Source organism: Actibacterium sp. EMB200-NS6 (assembly GCF_001305615.1).
Taxonomy (GTDB): Bacteria; Pseudomonadota; Alphaproteobacteria; order Rhodobacterales; family Rhodobacteraceae; genus Actibacterium_A; species Actibacterium_A naphthalenivorans.
The window spans coordinates 2240278-2256197 of sequence record NZ_CP010869.1 but is presented as its reverse complement, the minus strand read 5'-3'; the positions used below and the strand labels follow the sequence as shown (position 1 = coordinate 2256197).

The following is a 15920-nucleotide window of genomic DNA, read 5'->3' as shown; positions in this document are numbered from 1 at the left end:
AGGCACGGGATTGAGCACATGATTGGGCGCAGGCAGCCGCCCGTTTCCGCTGAGCAAGAGCAGCGCACCGGGGGATTTGACTCCTTCGAGCTGAAGCTCGGCGACATCATGCGCGGCGAGCGTGCGACGCTTGGAAAATCCCTGCTCGACGTGCAGCGAGAGCTGAAGATCAAGGCGACCTATATCGCCGCGATCGAGAATGCCGATCCCACGGCCTTTGAAACCCCCGGTTTCGTGGCGGGCTATGTCCGCTCTTACGCACGCTATCTGGGGCTTGACCCCGAATGGGCCTATACCACCTTCTGCGAAGAGGGAAAATTCGCCACCGTCCACGGGATGGACAAGGCGGCCTCTGGCGTCAAACCCGCCGCCAGAACCCCGCGCAAGCCTGACGCGCCGCGCGATCCGCTGGCCGATCCCAACGCCACCTTCGTGCCGCGGGGCGAGGCGTTCTTTTCCGGGATCGAACCCGGCGCCGTGGGGTCCGTTCTGGTGCTGTTGATGCTGATCGGCGGGCTCGGGTTCGGCGGCTGGACGGTGTTGCAACAGATTCAACGGGTGCGCCTGACTCCGGTGGATCAGGCCCCCGGCGTGATTGCCGAAATCGATCCGCTGGCCGGTGCCGGCACGATGATCGCCGATGTCACCGACAATGCCGGCATGTCCGCGCCCTCGGCCGATGCGCTGGACCGGCTGTACCGCCCGCAGCCGCTGGACGTGCCGGTGATGGTCGCGCGGGACGGGCCGATCTCGACGCTGCAGCCCGGCGCGCTCGGCGCGTTGGTGGATGCACCCGAGGCGCCGGAAACCGTCGCTGCGGCAAATCGTTCCGCGCCGCAGGAACCGTCGACGCCCGTTCAGGTGGTGGCCGAAACCGCGCCCGAGCTGGTGCTGTTCGCCGTGCGCCCGGCGTGGGTGCGGGTCACCGCTGCCGAAGGCACGGTTTTGCTGGAAAAGATTCTGGACGCGGGCGAGCGCTATGTGCTGCCCCCGACGGAGGAACCGCCGCTGCTGCGCACCGGCTATGCCGGCGCCGTGTACTTCGCGGTGAACGGTACCGCTTATGGCCCGGCCGGTGAGGGTGCCGCCGTGATCAAGAACATCGCCCTGGGCCCGGACGAGCTGAAGGCCGCGTTCCAGCTTGCCGATCTGACGCAGAACCCGGAGCTGGCCAGCCTGGTGGCGGAAGTCACGCAAATCGTCGAAGAATAGCCTGCGCCCGTTGCCGGGAGGCGTGCGGAGGGTTATCTAACCCCTGAACGATCCAAGGCGGAGAGAAGGCGGATGTCGCTTAACCATGTGCGCCCGTGGCGCAACATCTACCGGCGCGAATCCCGCAAGATTTACGTCGGCCCTGTGCCGGTGGGCGGCGATGCGCCGATCTCGGTGCAGACGATGACCAACACCATCACCACGGATGTGAAGGCCACCATCGCCCAGGTGCAGGCCTGCGCCGAGGCGGGGGCCGATATCGTCCGCGTTTCCACCCCCGACGAGGCCAGCGCCCGGGCGTTGAAAGAGATCGTCGCCGAAAGCCCGGTGCCGATCGTGGCCGACATCCATTTCCATTACAAACGCGCGATCGAGGCCGCCGAGAGCGGCGCGGCCTGCCTGCGGATCAACCCCGGCAACATCGGCGACGCGGCCCGCGTGAAAGAGGTGATCCAGGCGGCAAAGGATCACGGCTGTTCGATCCGCATCGGGGTGAACGCCGGATCGCTGGAAAAGCACCTGCTGGAGAAATACGGCGAGCCATGCCCCGAGGCGATGGTGGAGTCGGGGCTGGAGCATATCCGCATCCTGCAGGACAATGATTTCCACGAATTCAAGATCAGCGTGAAGGCCAGCGATGTGTTCCTGTCGGCCGCCGCCTATCAGGGCATTGCCGAGGCGACCGACGCGCCGATCCATCTGGGCATCACCGAGGCCGGCGGGCTGATGTCGGGCACGATCAAATCCGCGATCGGGCTGGGCAACCTGCTGTGGATGGGCATCGGCGATACGCTGCGTGTGTCACTCTCCGCTGATCCGGTGCAAGAGGTCAAGGTCGGCTATGAGATCCTGAAATCGCTGGGCCTGCGGCACCGGGGGGTCAACATCATTTCTTGCCCGTCCTGCGCGCGGCAGGGGTTCGACGTGATCAAGACGGTCGAGGCGCTGGAAAAGCGGCTGGAGCATATCAAGACGCCCATGAGCCTGAGCATCATCGGCTGCGTCGTGAACGGCCCGGGCGAGGCGCTGATGACCGATGTCGGCTTTACCGGCGGCGGGGCCGGCAGCGGCATGGTCTATCTGGCGGGCAGGCAGAGCCACAAGCTGAGCAACGATCAGATGATCGAGCATATCGTCGAGCAGGTCGAGAAAAAGGCCGCCGAGATCGAAGCGGCGGCCTCTGCCCAGGCGGCGGAATAGCCGCGCCCGGTGGAACAGGCTCAGTTGGCGCGCAGGTCGCTGACGATCTCGCGCATCCCGGCCAGAGGTACATAGCCGCGCAGCATCTGATCTTTCAGCACGAAGGTCGGCGTGCCCGAGATCTGCAGGCGGCTGGCCAGCGCGCGGTTGGCCTGAATCACCTGATCAACCTCTTCGCTGCTCATCCGTGCCAGAACCGCGCCGGCATCCAGCCCCAGCCGCCCGGCCAGTTTTTCCAGATTGGCCGGCGTGACCTTGCCGCGGAAGGTGATCAGCGCGTCATGGGTCTGCTTGTAGGCCTCGTCCCCGGCGATCAGCTTGGTGGCGATGGCAAAGCGGGACGACAGCTCTGATTCCTCGCCCAGGATCGGGAATTCCTTCACGATAAAGCGGATGTTTCCGTCGGAGCGGATCAGCGTCGCCACTTCCTCATGCGCCTTGCGGCAATAGCCGCAGCGGTAATCGGTGAACTCCACCAGGGTGATGTCGCCCTCGGGGTTGCCGCCCACCCAGGAATGGCCGTCGCGGAAGATGTCTTCGGCGTTGACCTTGATCAGCGTCGCGTCATTCGAAGCCTGCTGCCCGGCCTGGCGCTGCTCAAGCACCGCGATCGCCTCCATCAGCACTTCGGGATTGTCCAGCAGATAGGCCCGCACCTCGGCGCGGAAGGCTTCCCGCTCGGCGGCGCTCATGTCGGCGGCATGGGCCGGGGCGGCCAGTGTCAGAGCCGCGAGGGCAGCGGCAAGGATCGGGCGGGTCATGGGCATTCTCTCCGTTTGTCGCAGCGGGCTGCGGCCTATCTATCTCACAGCCGGCGGCGGGCGGCAATTGCGCTGGCCGCTTCCGATACCTTCCGTCGCGTTTTGCCGACCACACTGCACCGGCGCGCGCGTCCGACCAACCTTTTGCGGATCACAAAAGCGGGAGCGTCGGGCTTACTGGGTGGCGGCGCGGGCGGTGTGCAGAACGTCCTGCGCGCGCAGCGCCCCGGAAGAGCCGTGCGGCAACAGCCCCGCCGCCCGTTCGGCATGCACCGCCGCATCCCGAAACCGCCCCTGCACCGCATAGCGTTCGGCCGTCGCGAGCGAGGCCATGCCGTTGTTGCCCAGCCGCGCATAGGCCACCGCCAGATCGCGCAGCAGCCGCGGATCGAACGGATCCCGCGCGCGGGCCTGTTCCAGCACCGAAAGCGCCCGGCGGGTGCCATCGGCCGTATCAAGCGCCAGAAGCGACCGGCCATAGCCGGCCTGGATCAGCGGCTCGTTCGGGGCAAGCTGCACCGCCCGCTGATAAGATCGGACGGCCCCCCCGAAATCCCGCGATTCCAGCAGGATCTGCCCGCGCAGTTCCTCGATATAGCCATCCGACGGGCGGCGCGCGGCCAGGGTGTTGATCTCGCGCAGGGCGGCCTTGGCGTCGGGTTTGCGGTGATAGGCGATGGCGCGCCGCATGAGCGCGCTGTCGGATGTGTCGGAGGGTTTGATCCGCCGCAGCGTATAGGACGGATTCTGCATGAACGCGCCCAGCTTTCCCTGGGCCCGGTTGAACCAGTATTCGGCGGCCGGATTCGCCTGCGCCGTGCCGCCATAGGCCGCGGCGAATCCCCGCATCGCGCGCAGCCTGTCCTGCGTCAGCGGATGGGTGCGTACGTAGGGATCCTGCCGGCCCGGGCTCAGCGCCTCTTGCCCGCGAAAGATCTCCAGCACATCGACCATCGCCGCCGGGTCCAGCCCGGCACGCGCCATGTAGCGCACCCCGGCCTGATCGGCAGAGGCTTCCTCGGCTCTTGTATGGGCGAAGAACAGGCGCTGCGCCGAAGAGGACGATCCGGCCGCGACCCCGGCCGCCGCCTGTGGATTGCCGCTCAGCGCCAGCGCCGCCGACATCAAAAGCCCCATCCCCGCCGCAGATTGCGCCCCGCGCAGATTGGCCATGCGGCGGGTGATATGGCCGTTGGCGATATGGGCCATCTCATGGGCCAGCACGCCCTGCACCTGCTCGGCGCTGTCCAGCTTCAGCAGCAGGCCGGAATGGACGAAGATCGTGCGCCCGTCGATGACGAAGGCGTTCAGCGAGGCATCGTTGATCACCATGACCCTCAGTTGCGAGGCGCTGAAGCCGGCGGCCGTGGCCACGGGGGCGACGAGCTGGCGCAGGGCATGTTCGATCTCCGCATCGCGGATCAGCCCCTGCGCCCGCGCCGCCGGCGCCCAGAGCATGCCGAGGGCGAGCAGCAGGGCGATGCCCGCTGCCATTGACTGTCTGCACATGCGCTGGAACAAAGCTGCCATGATGGCAGAGTAAGGAGAGTGCGGTGCGAAGTTCAAGGCGAAGCGGGGTCGATCCTTTCATCGTGATGGATGTGCTGGAGCATGCGCGCCGCGCAGAGGCCGCCGGCCGGCGCATCATCCACATGGAAATCGGCCAGCCCGCCACGCCCGCCCCGTCGGGCGCGCGCGCTGCCGTCACCGAGGCGATGGCAGGGGATGCCATGGGATACACCGTCGCCCTGGGCCTGCCGGCGCTGCGCCAACGCATCGCAAGGCTTTATGGCGACTGGTATAATGTTGATCTGGACCCGGGGCGGGTGATCGTCACCTCGGGCTCGTCTGCGGCCTTCCTGCTGGCCTTCACCGCGCTTTTCGACACGGGCGACCGGGTGGGGATCGGGGCGCCGGGCTATCCGTCTTACCGGCAGATCCTGCGCGCGCTGGATCTGCGGCCGGTGATGCTGGAAACGGCGGCGGAAAACCGCCTGCAGCCGGTGCCGGGGGATCTTCCCGCCGATCTGGCCGGGCTGATGATCGCCTCGCCCGCCAACCCCAGCGGCACCATGCTGGACCGGGCTGCGATGGCTGCGCTGATCGGGGCCTGCGCGGCGCAGGGAACGGCGTTCATCTCCGACGAGATCTATCACGGCATCGAGTATGACAAGAAGGCCGTGACTGCGCTGGAGATCAGCGACGAGGTTTACGTGATCAACTCCTTTTCCAAGTATTTTTCGATGACCGGCTGGCGGGTGGGCTGGATGGTGGTGCCGCCCGATCATGTGCGTATCATCGAACGGCTGGCCCAGAACATGTTCATCTGCGCGCCTCATGTCAGCCAGATCGCGGCGCTGGCGGCAATGGACTGCGAGCCGGAGCTTCAGGCCAACATGGCTGTCTACCGCGAGAACCGGCGCTTGATGCTGGAGGGTCTGCCGGAGGCCGGCTTCACCCGCATCGCGCCGCCGGACGGCGGCTTTTATGTGTATGCCGATGTATCGCATCTGACGCAGGACAGCCGCGCACTCGCCGCCGAGATATTGGAACAGGCGGGCGTGGCGGTGGCGCCGGGGCTGGATTTCGACCCTTCGCGCGGGGCGGGCACCTTGCGGTTTTCCTATGCCACCGCGACCGGCGACATCCGCGAAGGGCTGGCCCGGCTCAAGACGTTCATGCAGGCGCGCTTTGGCTGATCGGCGGTTTCGCCGGGGCGGGTGACCGGGTATACTTGCGCAAAACGGGCGTCGGGGCGCATGGGCAGGATTTTCAGGATTTTCGGGTTATGCGCCGCGGTGACGCTTTGGGCGGCGGCAGGTGGCATGGCGCAGGAGCTTTCGGCGCTGGCGCGGGTCAATGCCGCGCGCTCGGGCGTGATCGATGCGGGGCAGGGGATCGAGCTGCGGCTGGATCTCAGCCAGCCGGTGCCGTTCCGCGTGCGTACGCTTGACGCGCCGCCCCGGCTCGTCGTCGATTTCCGCGAGATCGCCTGGGATGGCATCGCGCCTGACGCGTTGCTGCGCGGCAGCCGGGCCAGCGGCCTGCGGATGGGGCCGGTGCGGCCGGGCTGGTCGCGGCTGGTGCTGGATCTGACCGGGCCTTTCGCGGTGCAAAGCGCCGAGATGCGGCGTGATGACGCAACCGGGCGGGCGGATCTGGTGATGCGCCTCGCCCCGGTCAGCGCCGCTGATTTCGCGGCCGCCGCCGCCACGCCCGAAGCCGTGCTCTGGGGGTTGCCGCAAGCGGTTGCGCTGGCGCCGCCGCGCCAGCGTCAGGACGGATCGCGGCCGCTGCGCGTGGTGCTTGACCCGGGCCATGGCGGTATCGATCCGGGGGCCGAGCGTGGCGGGGTGCGCGAAGCAGATCTGATGCTGACCTTCGCGCGCGAGCTGAAAGAGGTGTTGCTGCGCGCCGGCGCCGAGGTGGCGTTGACCCGCGAAGAGGATAGTTTCGTGCCGCTGGAAAGCCGCATCTCCATCGCCCGCGCCGCCCGGGCGGATGTGTTTCTGTCGCTTCATGCTGATGTGCTGGCCGAAGGCCATGCCACGGGCGCCACGATCTATACCCTGTCCGACACCGCCTCCGACAAGGCATCGCAGAAGCTGGCCGAGCGCCACGACCGCGCCGATCTTCTGGCCGGGGTGGATCTGTCGCATCAGGATGACGTGATCGCGGATGTGCTGATGGATCTTGCCCGGCGCGATACGGCGCCGCGCTCCGATGCGCTGGCCGATGCGCTGGTCGCGGGGCTGCGGCAGGCGGTGGAACATATGCACAAGCGCCCGCGCCAGTCGGCCGGGTTTTCGGTGCTCAAGTCGCCCGATATCCCGTCGGTCCTGATCGAGCTTGGCTTTCTGTCGTCGAAACGCGACCGGGAAAACCTGACCGACCCCGAATGGCGGCGCAAAGCGGCGCAGGGCATCCGCGACGCCCTGCTGAACTGGGCGCAATCCGATGCCGCGCAGGCGACGCTGCTCAGGAAATAGCGGTGTAGCGCGCCAGCCAGATGGTATGGCCGCGGCAGGCCGGATCCTCTGGCGCGAAATCGATCACCGAAAAGCCGTTGTCGGACAGAAGCGCACGGTATTCGGCGGGCGACAGGCTGGCGTGATAGACGGTTTCGCCCTCGACCTCGCCAATCGCCTCTCCCTCGTCCGAACCCGAGGTGAACATCAGCACCGCGCGCGGCGCGGCATGCATGGCAAAGGTGGGGAACATGGCGCGCTGGTCGGCGGCGGAGAGGTGGAAAAAGCTGTTCCACGCCAGGATCGCGTCGAACCGCCGGCCCAGCGACAGGCCGCGCATATCGGCCTCTATCGCCTCGGCGCCGGGCAGGGCGGCGCGAAACAGCGCCACCATCTCGGCGGCGCCATCCACCCCGGTGACCTGCGCGCGCCGCTCGCTCAGATAGGTGGCGATGGGCTTGCCCGGCCCGCAGCCAAGATCCAGCACCCGCCGCCCGATGGCATGGGCCAGCATCCTGTCCAGCCAGCGGCGTTCGAACAGGGTCTTGTCGCGGTGTCGGGCAAAGCCTTGGGCGACTCGGGCGTAGGTGGGCAGGATGTCTTCGGGATGCATGGCTTTGCGCTACGCTGCCGCGACGTCTGGCGCAAGCCCTTCGCGGAACCGTGAACGCGGTGGCGGCGCGAATTGGCCGAACCGCCGCGCGTTGGTTTTGACCGCACCGGGCAGGGGGCGTATAGAGGCGAAGTTATTTCAGGGGGCGCACGCCGTGTTCAGAACGATCCTATCCTTCTTCGGGGCGGTTTTCAGCTTTGTCACGATCGGCATTGCCATGGGCGCGGCGATGATCGGCGCGGTATTCTGGATGTATGCGCGCGATCTGCCCAGCCACGAGGAGCTGGCCACCTATACCCCCAAGACGATCAGCCGCATCTATTCCGGCCAGGGCCGCCTGATCGACGAATTCGCCGAAGAGCGCCGGCTTTACGCGCCGGCCGACGAGATCCCGGAACTGGTGAAGGGCGCGTTCATCTCGGCCGAGGACAAGAATTTCTACAGCCATAACGGCTATGACGCGCGCGGCATCATCGCCGCCGCCATCGACGCGGTGAAAAGCCGGGGCAAGAACGTGCGTGGCGCCTCGACCATCACCCAGCAGGTGATGAAGAATTTCCTGCTGAGCGGCGACCGGACCGGCGAACGCAAGATCAAGGAACTGATCCTGGCCACCCGCATCGAGGACACGCTGAGCAAGGACCGTATTCTGGAGCTTTATCTCAACGAGATTTTCCTGGGCCAGAACTCCTATGGCGTTGCCGCCGCCGCGCAGACCTATTTCAACAAGACCCTGGCCGAGCTTGCCCCCCAAGAGGCCGCCTATCTGGCCGCGCTGCCCAAGGCGCCCTCCACCTATCACCCGGTCCGCCAGAAGGAACGCGCGCTGGAGCGGCGGAATTTCGTGCTGCGCGAGATGAACGAGAACGGCTATATCGATGACGCGGCCTATGTGCTGGCCAAGGCGGCCCCGCTGAAGACCGTGCAGAACGGCGATTACCCGCCCTTCCGTCAGAGCCTGCCGCCGCGCGACTATTTCACCGACGAGATCCGCCGCCAGCTGAGCGAGGATTTCGGCGAGGGCGAGTTCTTTGGGGGCGGCCTGACCATCCGCGCCACGGTTGATCCCGATATGCAACAGCAGGCGGCCGAGGCCCTGCGCGACGGGCTGGAGAAATACGACCGTGGCCGGGGCGTGTGGCGCGGCACGGGCAAGACGGTTGCGCTGGAACATCTGGCGGACGAGGCGCGCTGGCGCGCGGCGCTGGCCGGCACCGATGTGGCGCGCGACATCGAAGGATGGGCGCCGGCCGTGGTTCTGGAACTGAGCAATTCCGCCGCCCGCATCGGCATCGAAGGCGTGGCCGAAGACAGCGACGGCCACTGGATCGTCGCCAAGGACGTGACATGGGCCCGCAAGCGGCGCGCCGATGGCAGCCTGGGCCCGCGGGCGCAAAAGGCGTCGGACCTGCTCGAGGTTGGCGATGTCGTTCATGTGCGCGAAATGCGGTCGGACGAGGACGGCTCGTTCATCCGCTGGACGCTGCGGCAGGTGCCCGAGGTGCAGGGCGGTTTCGTGGCGATGGACGTGAACACCGGCCGCGTCATCGCCATGCAGGGCGGTTTTTCCTATCAGGATTCGGTCTTCAACCGGGCCACCCAGGCCACGCGTCAGCCGGGCTCGTCGTTCAAGCCCTTCGTCTACGCCGCCGCGCTGGACAGCGGCTTCACCCCGGCCACCATCGTCATCGACGCCCCGATCGAGGTGGAAACCGGCGAAGGCATCTGGCGGCCCAGGAACGCGTCGAACAAGTTCTACGGCCCCACGCCTCTGCGCACCGGCATCGAACGCTCGCGCAACCTGATGACGGTGCGTCTGGCCCAGGAAATCGGGATGGATCTGGTGGCGGGCTATGCCGAACGCTTTGGCGTGTATGACCGGATGGATCCGTTCCTGGCCAATGCGCTCGGCAGTCAGGAAACCACGCTTTACAAGATGGTCGCGGCCTATGCGATGTTCGCCAACGGCGGCGAGCGGGTGGAACCGACGCTGGTGGACCGGGTGCAGGACCGTTGGGGCCGGACCATCTATCGGCATGATCCGCGCATCTGCGAAGACTGCCGGACCGCGTCGCTGAACCCCGGAGCGGCGCCCACCATCCTTTCGAACCGGCCACGGGTGATCAACGCGATCACCGCCTATCAGCTCAGCTCGATGATGCGGGGCGTGGTGGAGCGGGGCACGGCCTCGGGCAGCGTCCATCTTCCGGTGCCGACCGCAGGCAAGACCGGCACCACCAACGAGGCCAAGGATGTCTGGTTCATCGGTTTCACCTCGAACATCGTCGCGGGCTGTTACATAGGTTATGACCGGCCCGAGCCGCTTGGGCGCGGCGCGTCGGGCGGCGGCATGTGCGGGCCGGTCTTCAACAGCTTCATGACCGAGGCGACGAAGAAATTCGGCGGCGGCGAATTCAAGGTGCCCCCCGGCGGCCACTTCATCAAGATCGACCGTTTCTCGGGCGAGCGTCTGCCCGATGACGCGGAGGGTGAAAACGTCGTGGCCGAATATTTCCGTGATGGCGAAGAGCCCGTCTTCGGCCTTGCCGCGCTGATCGACGGCGGCTTCGCCATGGGCTCCAACCTGCCGCTTTTTGCCCCCGGCGAAAGCGATGACGGAACCGAGGTCACGACCTCGACCGGCAAAAAGGCCACCGTGGGGCCCAAGGCCAGCTTCGGCACCCTGTCGTCGGGCGGGCTTTACTGAGCTTGCCCGCGCGCGCCCAAGCCGCTATCACCCCCATCTGAACGCAAACAGCAGCAAACGAGGGTTCGCCCACCATGCGTGCCGACACGCAAAACACCATCGAGGACATCCGCAAATCCCTGGCCCTGCTGGCGCAGCGGCTGGATTGGGAGACGGCCGAGCACCGGCTGGAAGAGTTCAACGCCCGGGTTGAAGACCCCGATTTGTGGAATGATCCCGCCAACGCGCAAAAGCTGATGCGCGAGCGGCAGGCGCTTGTCGATGCGATGAACACCTACAAGGGCATCGGCCAGGAGCTGTCGGACAATATCGAGCTGATCGAGCTGGGCGAGATGGAAGAGGATGCCGAGGTGGTGACCGAGGCCGAGGCCGCGCTGAAGGCGCTGGCCGAGAAGGCGGCGCAGAAAGAGATCGAGGCGCTGCTGGATGGCGAGGCGGATGCCAACGACACCTTTCTGGAGATCAACGCCGGCGCCGGCGGCACCGAAAGCTGCGACTGGGCCAGCATGCTGGCGCGGATGTATGTTCGCTGGGCCGAGAAGAAGGGCTACAAGGTCGAACTTCAGTCCGAGAGCGCGGGCGAAGAGGCGGGCATCAAATCCGCGACCTACAAGATTTCCGGCCACAACGCTTATGGCTGGCTGAAATCCGAAAGCGGCGTGCACCGGCTGGTGCGGATTTCACCTTACGACAGTGCGGCAAGACGCCACACCTCTTTCAGCTCTGTCTGGGTCTATCCGGTTGTGGATGACAATATCGAGATCGAGGTGAACCCGGCCGATATCCGCATCGACACCTATCGTTCTTCGGGGGCGGGCGGGCAGCACGTCAACACCACCGATTCGGCCGTGCGGATCACCCATATGCCCACCGGCATTGTCGTGACCAGTTCGGAAAAATCCCAGCACCAGAACCGCGACATCGCGATGAAGGCCCTGAAATCAAGGCTTTATCAGATGGAGCTGGACCGGCGCAATGCCGCCATCACCGAAGCGCATGAAAACAAGGGCGATGCGGGCTGGGGCAACCAGATCAGATCCTACGTGCTGCAGCCCTATCAGATGGTCAAGGATCTGCGCACCAACGTGGAAACCTCCGACACACAGGGCGTGCTGGACGGGGATCTGGACCAGTTCATGGCCGCCACGCTGGCGCTGGACGTGGCCGGCAAAAGCCGCGCCGAGGCGCAGGCTGAGGGTTGATTTCTTCTTGATCCGCGAAAAATCCGTGTAAAATGCCCCCGAATACGCCGTCAGACGCGTATACGGGAGGGTCACATGACGGAAGTAACAGCGGCGGCGCCCTCACGGGTGCCGGAGATTCAGCGCGTGAGCTGCGGCACGGTTTTCACGGCGCTGAAACGGGGCTGGCGCGATTTTCTGGCGGCACCGGGCTATGGCGCGTTTTTCGGTGGTTTCTATGTGGTCTGCGGTATCGCGATGTTCTGGGTCACCCAGGTGACCGGACAGATCTACTGGCTGGCGATCCTGGTGTTCGGCTTTCCGTTGCTCGGGCCTTTCGCGGCTGTCGGGCTCTACGAGGTCAGCCGCCGCCTGGAAAACGGCACGCCCTTGAACTGGCGAGAGATTCTGGGCGTGATCTGGCGGCAGAAAGACCGTCAGCTTCCTTCGATCAGCGCCATCATCATCCTGATCTTCCTGTTCTGGTCCTTCATCGGCCACATGATTTTCGCCCTGTTCCTGGGGCTTTCGACGATGACCAACGTCACTTCGTCCTACGAGGTGTTCCTTACGGCGAACGGGCTGATGATGCTGGGCGTGGGATCGCTTGTGGGGGCGGGGCTGGCGGCGCTGATCTTTGCCGTCACGGTTGTCGGCCTGCCGCTGTTGCTGGACAGAGAGATTGATTTCGTCACCGCGATGATCGTCAGCGTCAGCACGGTCACGGCCAATCCCGGCCCGATGCTGTTGTGGGGGATAACGCTCATCGGGCTGCTGTTTGCGGGGATGCTGCCGTTTTTCATCGGGCTGCTGGTGGTGTTGCCGGTGCTTGGCCATGCCACCTGGCACCTTTACCGCGCCGCCTTGGTGTGACGCATGGGCGTGGGTGCAAAACGGGCGCGGTCATCCCTGGCCGCGCCCGTTGAATTCTGCCGTGTGAAAGGCTCAGGCCTTTGGCGCGGCGGGCTTTTGCGGGGCAGGGCCGTTGCTCAGCGGATCGTCCTGACGCTGAACCGAACCTTCGAAATGCGCGCCGCTTTCGATCGCGATGGTCTTGTGGATGATGTCGCCCTCGACACGCGCCGTCGAGGTCAGGCGCACCTTCAGGCCGCGCACGCGGCCGACGACGCGGCCGTTGACCACAACGTCATCGGCGACCACCTCCCCCTTCACGGTGGCGCCCTCGCCAACGGTCAGAAGATGGGCGCGAATGTCGCCTTCCACGGTGCCTTCGATCTGGATGTCGCCGGTTGTCCGAAGGTTGCCGGTGATGGTCAGATCCGACGACAGGACCGATGCCGGCGGCTTCGGCTTGGGCGCGGTTGCGGGCTTTTCACCCGCCTGGGGCATCGGCTTTGCCATTTCCGGCATGGCGGGTTTCTCTGCCTCGCCCGCTTTGGGGCCGGGCTCATTGATCCTGCTTTTAGAAAACATCTCTCGCTGCCTTGATATAGATCATCGGGTTGACGGGTTTGCCCCCTACGCGCACCTCATAGTGCAGGTGCGTGCCGGTAGACCGACCAGAGTTCCCCATATCACCAATCCGGTCCCCGCGCGAGACCCTTTGCCCGACCGTCACGTGGATTTTAGACATATGCGCGTAGCGGGTCTCGATCCCGAACTCGTGCTGAATTTTCACCACGCGGCCATATCCCGACATCCAGCCGGCGTGGATGACCACGCCATCGGCCGTCGAATAGATCGGCGTGCCGTAGGAAGCGGCGAAATCGGTGCCGTTGTGCATACGGCCCCAGCGCGCCCCGAACCCGCTGGTAAAGCGGAAAGAGGATTTGAGCGGCAGCGAGAACGGCGTCTTTTCCGCCGCGATGCGATAGAGGTTGAGCTGATCCAGCCGGTCGAGAATCCCGTTGGCCCGCAGCGTTTCGGGATCGGTCAGCTCGCCCTTGGTCGACACCGACAGCGGTGTCAGCGGGCCGCCCTGGCCGGAATAGCCGCGGCGCACCTGTTCGATCAGCGTATCGGTGTTCAGCCCGGCCGAGCGGAACATCTTGTCCAGCGGCTCGATCGAGATTGTCAGCGCGTCTTCGAGCTGGCCGAAGATCCGGTCATTCCGATCCTGCGAAAGCTGCCGGTCGAAATCCAGCGCCCCGGCCAGTTCATAGGCAGCGGCGGCTTCGGCGGCGATGGTGTCACGCTCCGTCGCGGTCAGGTTCAGCGCCTCGGACAGGAAGGCGACCGTTTCGCGCATGTCTTCGGCATGGCCGGCCCCCGACTTGTCGGCATCGGTGCTCTCGGCCAGCGCGACGGTCAGGTTTTCCGCCTCTGCCAGGGCCGTGTCACGCTCCGACATGGTGCGACGCAGGGTGGACTGGATGACCCCGATCCCGGTTTCCAGCTCTTTGCGGCGGTCTTCGGAGGCCAGCAGCGCCGACTGCATCTTCGACACTTCGGTAAGGGCCAGGTTGAACCGGTTCTGCGCGTTGCGGGTTTCTTCGGCGCGCAGGTCACGCTCGCCGGCCAGCGCGTTCAGCCGCTCTTCATACATCGCCTGTTCGCGCCGCGCCTGATCGCGCAGGCTGCCGGCGCCGATCGTATCCATGATCAGCATCGCGCTGGCGATGATCGACCAGCCCACGATCGCGGCGCAGCCCGTGAGGGCAACCAACTGCGTCCCCGGGCTCAGCCGGATGAACCGCGTTTCCGTTTCCGATCTCAGAAAAAGCCGCTGTTCCGGCAAATAGCGCTCAAGCGCCATGTTCATCCGTCTTATGACATTAGATTGCAAACCATCGCCCCGTCTGCCTTGTCCCCGTTGTAGTGGTGACCAGCTTTCCCCAAAAAAGCGGTCGTTAACTCCATAGGTCATGGCCGGGGAGCGCTGCAAGTTTTTTGAGCGTTTGGGTTCCACGATCGTGCTTCTAAAGGACAATCTTGCGCGGGAATTCGCCGACAACGCGGGCGGAAACCGGCTCAGGCCGGCGGGTCGGCTTCGGTGAGAGGCCAGTAAAAGTCGGGGGGCATCCCGGCTTCGGCGCGCTTTTCCTCGTTGAAGGGCGGTTTCAGCGTGCTGTGGAAGTATTTGTGAACGAGCGTGTGAAACACCTCTTTGGGGTCTTCGTCATGGCGCCCGCACAGGAAATGGAACCATTTGGAGCCATAGGCCACATGCGCCACCTCTTCGCCATAGATCACCTCCAGCGCCTCGACCGCGTGATCGTCGCCCGCCTTGCGGAACACCTCGATCATGCCGGGCGTCACGTCCAGCCCGCGCGCCTCCAGCACCATCGGCACCACGGCAAGCCGCCCCATCAGGTCATCGGCGGTATCCTCGGCCGCGCGCCACATGCCGGCATGGGCGGGCAGCGCGCCGTAGTGGCTGCCCATGCGCTCCAGGCAGTCGCAGATCAGGTTGAAATGCTTTGATTCCTCATCGGGCGCCTTCACCCAGTCGTCGAAGAACCCGGCGGGCATGGGCACGTCGGCGAAGCGCGCGATGATGTCCCAGTGCAGATCGACCGCGTTCAGTTCGATATGCGCGACCGCGTGCAGCAGCGCCTTGCGCCCCTCGGGCGTGCCGGGGCGGCGGCGCGGCACGTCGCGCGGCGACAGAAGCTCTGGCCGGTCGGGGCGCGCGGGGCGCAGGGGCGGGCTGGCCCGGCCCACCTCGAGCGGCGCGCCGGCGTCGCGCGCCGCGAACCAGGCCGCGGCGTGGCGGCGCGACAGCGCGGTCTTGGCGCGGCCGTCGGCGGTGGTCAGAACCTGCACCGCCATCTGCGCCAGGCATTCTCCGCTCAAAGCGCGCGCACCGCGTCGAGTACGGCCTCGGCATGGCCCGGCACCTTCACCTTGCGCCAGATCCGGGCGATATTGCCCGCGCCGTCGATCAGGAAGGTCGCACGCTCGATCCCCATGTATTTACGGCCATACATGTTCTTCTCGACCCAGACGCCATAAGCCTCGCAGACCGTATCATCGGCATCCGAAAGCAGCGGCACCGAGAGGGAGTGCTTGTCGCGGAATTTCTCGTGTTTGGTCACCGGATCCTTGGAAACGCCGAAGACATGCGCGCCTTCGCTGTTGAACTCCGCCAGGATTTCGGTGAAGGCAATGGCTTCCTTCGTGCAGCCCGGCGTGTCATCCTTGGGATAGAAATACAGCACCACGGGCGCCGGCCGCAGCGCGGACAGCGTGACAGTGTCGCCGCCATCGCGGGGAAGGGTGAAATCGGGGGCGGGCTGGCCACATTCGGTCATGAAAGGCTCCTCGGGAATTGGCAGATTGTCCATACCCTTCCGGGGCGCGGGGCGCGAGAAAAAA

General features: G+C 65.6%; 14 protein-coding genes. 7 read left to right on the top strand and 7 right to left on the bottom strand.

All coding sequences use genetic code 11. From position 1 onward, the window contains the following. Nucleotides 1–18: 18 nt before the first annotated feature. Nucleotides 19–1212 carry a RodZ domain-containing protein gene (locus TQ29_RS10930; protein WP_054539179.1) on the top strand — a complete coding sequence of 398 codons (1194 nt, stop codon included), beginning with the start codon at nt 19–21 and terminating at the stop codon, nt 1210–1212. Nucleotides 1213–1284: 72 nt separating this feature from the next. Then, a complete protein-coding gene (gene ispG / locus TQ29_RS10925) occupies nt 1285–2412 on the top strand; it encodes a flavodoxin-dependent (E)-4-hydroxy-3-methylbut-2-enyl-diphosphate synthase (protein WP_054539178.1) in 1128 nt (375 codons plus the stop codon). 20 nt (nt 2413–2432) lie between these two features. Here ispG and TQ29_RS10920 read toward each other — a convergent pair whose 3' ends face one another. Both TQ29_RS10920 and TQ29_RS10915 read right to left on the bottom strand, forming a co-directional pair. After that, a complete protein-coding gene (locus tag TQ29_RS10920) occupies nt 2433–3173 on the bottom strand; it encodes a DsbA family protein (protein ID WP_037207972.1) in 741 nt (246 codons plus the stop codon). Nucleotides 3174–3347: 174 nt separating this feature from the next. Next, nucleotides 3348–4667, bottom strand: a complete 1320-nt coding sequence (locus TQ29_RS10915) for a M48 family metalloprotease (protein WP_157445572.1) — start codon at nt 4665–4667, stop codon at nt 3348–3350. 59 nt (nt 4668–4726) lie between these two features. On the opposite strand from TQ29_RS10915, the gene TQ29_RS10910 reads away from it, so the two are divergent. Both TQ29_RS10910 and TQ29_RS10905 read left to right on the top strand, forming a co-directional pair. Next, entirely contained in the window at nt 4727–5872 is a 1146-nt protein-coding gene (locus tag TQ29_RS10910; protein ID WP_054539176.1) for a pyridoxal phosphate-dependent aminotransferase, read from the top strand. Nucleotides 5873–5932: 60 nt separating this feature from the next. Then, nucleotides 5933–7162, top strand: a complete 1230-nt coding sequence (locus TQ29_RS10905; RefSeq protein ID WP_054539175.1) for an N-acetylmuramoyl-L-alanine amidase — start codon at nt 5933–5935, stop codon at nt 7160–7162. Here TQ29_RS10905 and TQ29_RS10900 read toward each other — a convergent pair. Then, nucleotides 7152–7754, bottom strand: a complete 603-nt coding sequence (locus TQ29_RS10900; RefSeq protein ID WP_054539174.1) for a trans-aconitate 2-methyltransferase — start codon at nt 7752–7754, stop codon at nt 7152–7154. The two genes, TQ29_RS10905 and TQ29_RS10900, sit on opposite strands and share 11 nt — an antisense overlap. 154 nt (nt 7755–7908) lie before the next feature. On the opposite strand from TQ29_RS10900, the gene TQ29_RS10895 reads away from it, so the two are divergent. From TQ29_RS10895 to TQ29_RS10885, 3 genes are all read left to right on the top strand, one after another. After that, the gene (locus tag TQ29_RS10895; RefSeq protein WP_054539173.1) at nt 7909–10461 is read left to right on the top strand and encodes a penicillin-binding protein 1A; all 2553 of its coding nucleotides are present in this window, start codon (nt 7909–7911) and stop codon (nt 10459–10461) included. A 74-nt stretch (nt 10462–10535) separates the two neighbouring features. Continuing rightward, nucleotides 10536–11663, top strand: coding sequence for a peptide chain release factor 2 (prfB, locus tag TQ29_RS10890; protein ID WP_037207958.1), 1128 nt, complete (start codon nt 10536–10538; stop codon nt 11661–11663). 75 nt (nt 11664–11738) lie between these two features. Beyond that, nucleotides 11739–12515: a DUF2189 domain-containing protein gene (locus TQ29_RS10885; protein ID WP_054539172.1), complete on the top strand. Its 777-nt coding sequence runs from the start codon at nt 11739–11741 to the stop codon at nt 12513–12515. 72 nt (nt 12516–12587) lie between these two features. Here TQ29_RS10885 and TQ29_RS10880 read toward each other — a convergent pair whose 3' ends face one another. The 4 genes from TQ29_RS10880 to bcp all read right to left on the bottom strand — a co-directional run bounded on the left by TQ29_RS10880 (nt 12588) and on the right by bcp (nt 15856). After that, nucleotides 12588–13076 carry a polymer-forming cytoskeletal protein gene (locus tag TQ29_RS10880; protein WP_054539171.1) on the bottom strand — a complete coding sequence of 163 codons (489 nt, stop codon included), beginning with the start codon at nt 13074–13076 and terminating at the stop codon, nt 12588–12590. Continuing rightward, nucleotides 13066–14388, bottom strand: coding sequence for a M23 family metallopeptidase (locus TQ29_RS10875; protein WP_235974507.1), 1323 nt, complete (start codon nt 14386–14388; stop codon nt 13066–13068). Before TQ29_RS10875 ends, TQ29_RS10880 begins: the two co-directional genes overlap by 11 nt. A gap of 185 nt (nt 14389–14573) precedes the next feature. Next, nucleotides 14574–15374, bottom strand: a complete 801-nt coding sequence (locus TQ29_RS10870; RefSeq protein ID WP_054539170.1) for a ferritin-like domain-containing protein — start codon at nt 15372–15374, stop codon at nt 14574–14576. A 20-nt stretch (nt 15375–15394) separates the two neighbouring features. Continuing rightward, a complete protein-coding gene (gene bcp, locus TQ29_RS10865; protein WP_037208507.1) occupies nt 15395–15856 on the bottom strand; it encodes a thioredoxin-dependent thiol peroxidase in 462 nt (153 codons plus the stop codon). Nucleotides 15857–15920 lie beyond the last annotated feature (64 nt).

What these genes read in the sequence shown, in the direction of transcription:
- TQ29_RS10880 (WP_054539171.1), bottom strand. Translation starts at nt 13,076, where the DNA reads ATGTTTTCTAAAAGCAGGATCAATGAGCCCGGCCCCAAAGCGGGCGAG.
- TQ29_RS10930 (WP_054539179.1), top strand. Translation starts at nt 19, where the DNA reads ATGATTGGGCGCAGGCAGCCGCCCGTTTCCGCTGAGCAAGAGCAGCGC.
- bcp (WP_037208507.1), bottom strand. Translation starts at nt 15,856, where the DNA reads ATGACCGAATGTGGCCAGCCCGCCCCCGATTTCACCCTTCCCCGCGAT.
- TQ29_RS10885 (WP_054539172.1), top strand. Translation starts at nt 11,739, where the DNA reads ATGACGGAAGTAACAGCGGCGGCGCCCTCACGGGTGCCGGAGATTCAG.
- ispG (WP_054539178.1), top strand. Translation starts at nt 1,285, where the DNA reads ATGTCGCTTAACCATGTGCGCCCGTGGCGCAACATCTACCGGCGCGAA.
- TQ29_RS10920 (WP_037207972.1), bottom strand. Translation starts at nt 3,173, where the DNA reads ATGACCCGCCCGATCCTTGCCGCTGCCCTCGCGGCTCTGACACTGGCC.
- TQ29_RS10915 (WP_157445572.1), bottom strand. Translation starts at nt 4,667, where the DNA reads ATGGCAGCGGGCATCGCCCTGCTGCTCGCCCTCGGCATGCTCTGGGCG.
- TQ29_RS10870 (WP_054539170.1), bottom strand. Translation starts at nt 15,374, where the DNA reads ATGGCGGTGCAGGTTCTGACCACCGCCGACGGCCGCGCCAAGACCGCG.
- TQ29_RS10905 (WP_054539175.1), top strand. Translation starts at nt 5,933, where the DNA reads ATGGGCAGGATTTTCAGGATTTTCGGGTTATGCGCCGCGGTGACGCTT.
- prfB (WP_037207958.1), top strand. Translation starts at nt 10,536, where the DNA reads ATGCGTGCCGACACGCAAAACACCATCGAGGACATCCGCAAATCCCTG.
- TQ29_RS10900 (WP_054539174.1), bottom strand. Translation starts at nt 7,754, where the DNA reads ATGCATCCCGAAGACATCCTGCCCACCTACGCCCGAGTCGCCCAAGGC.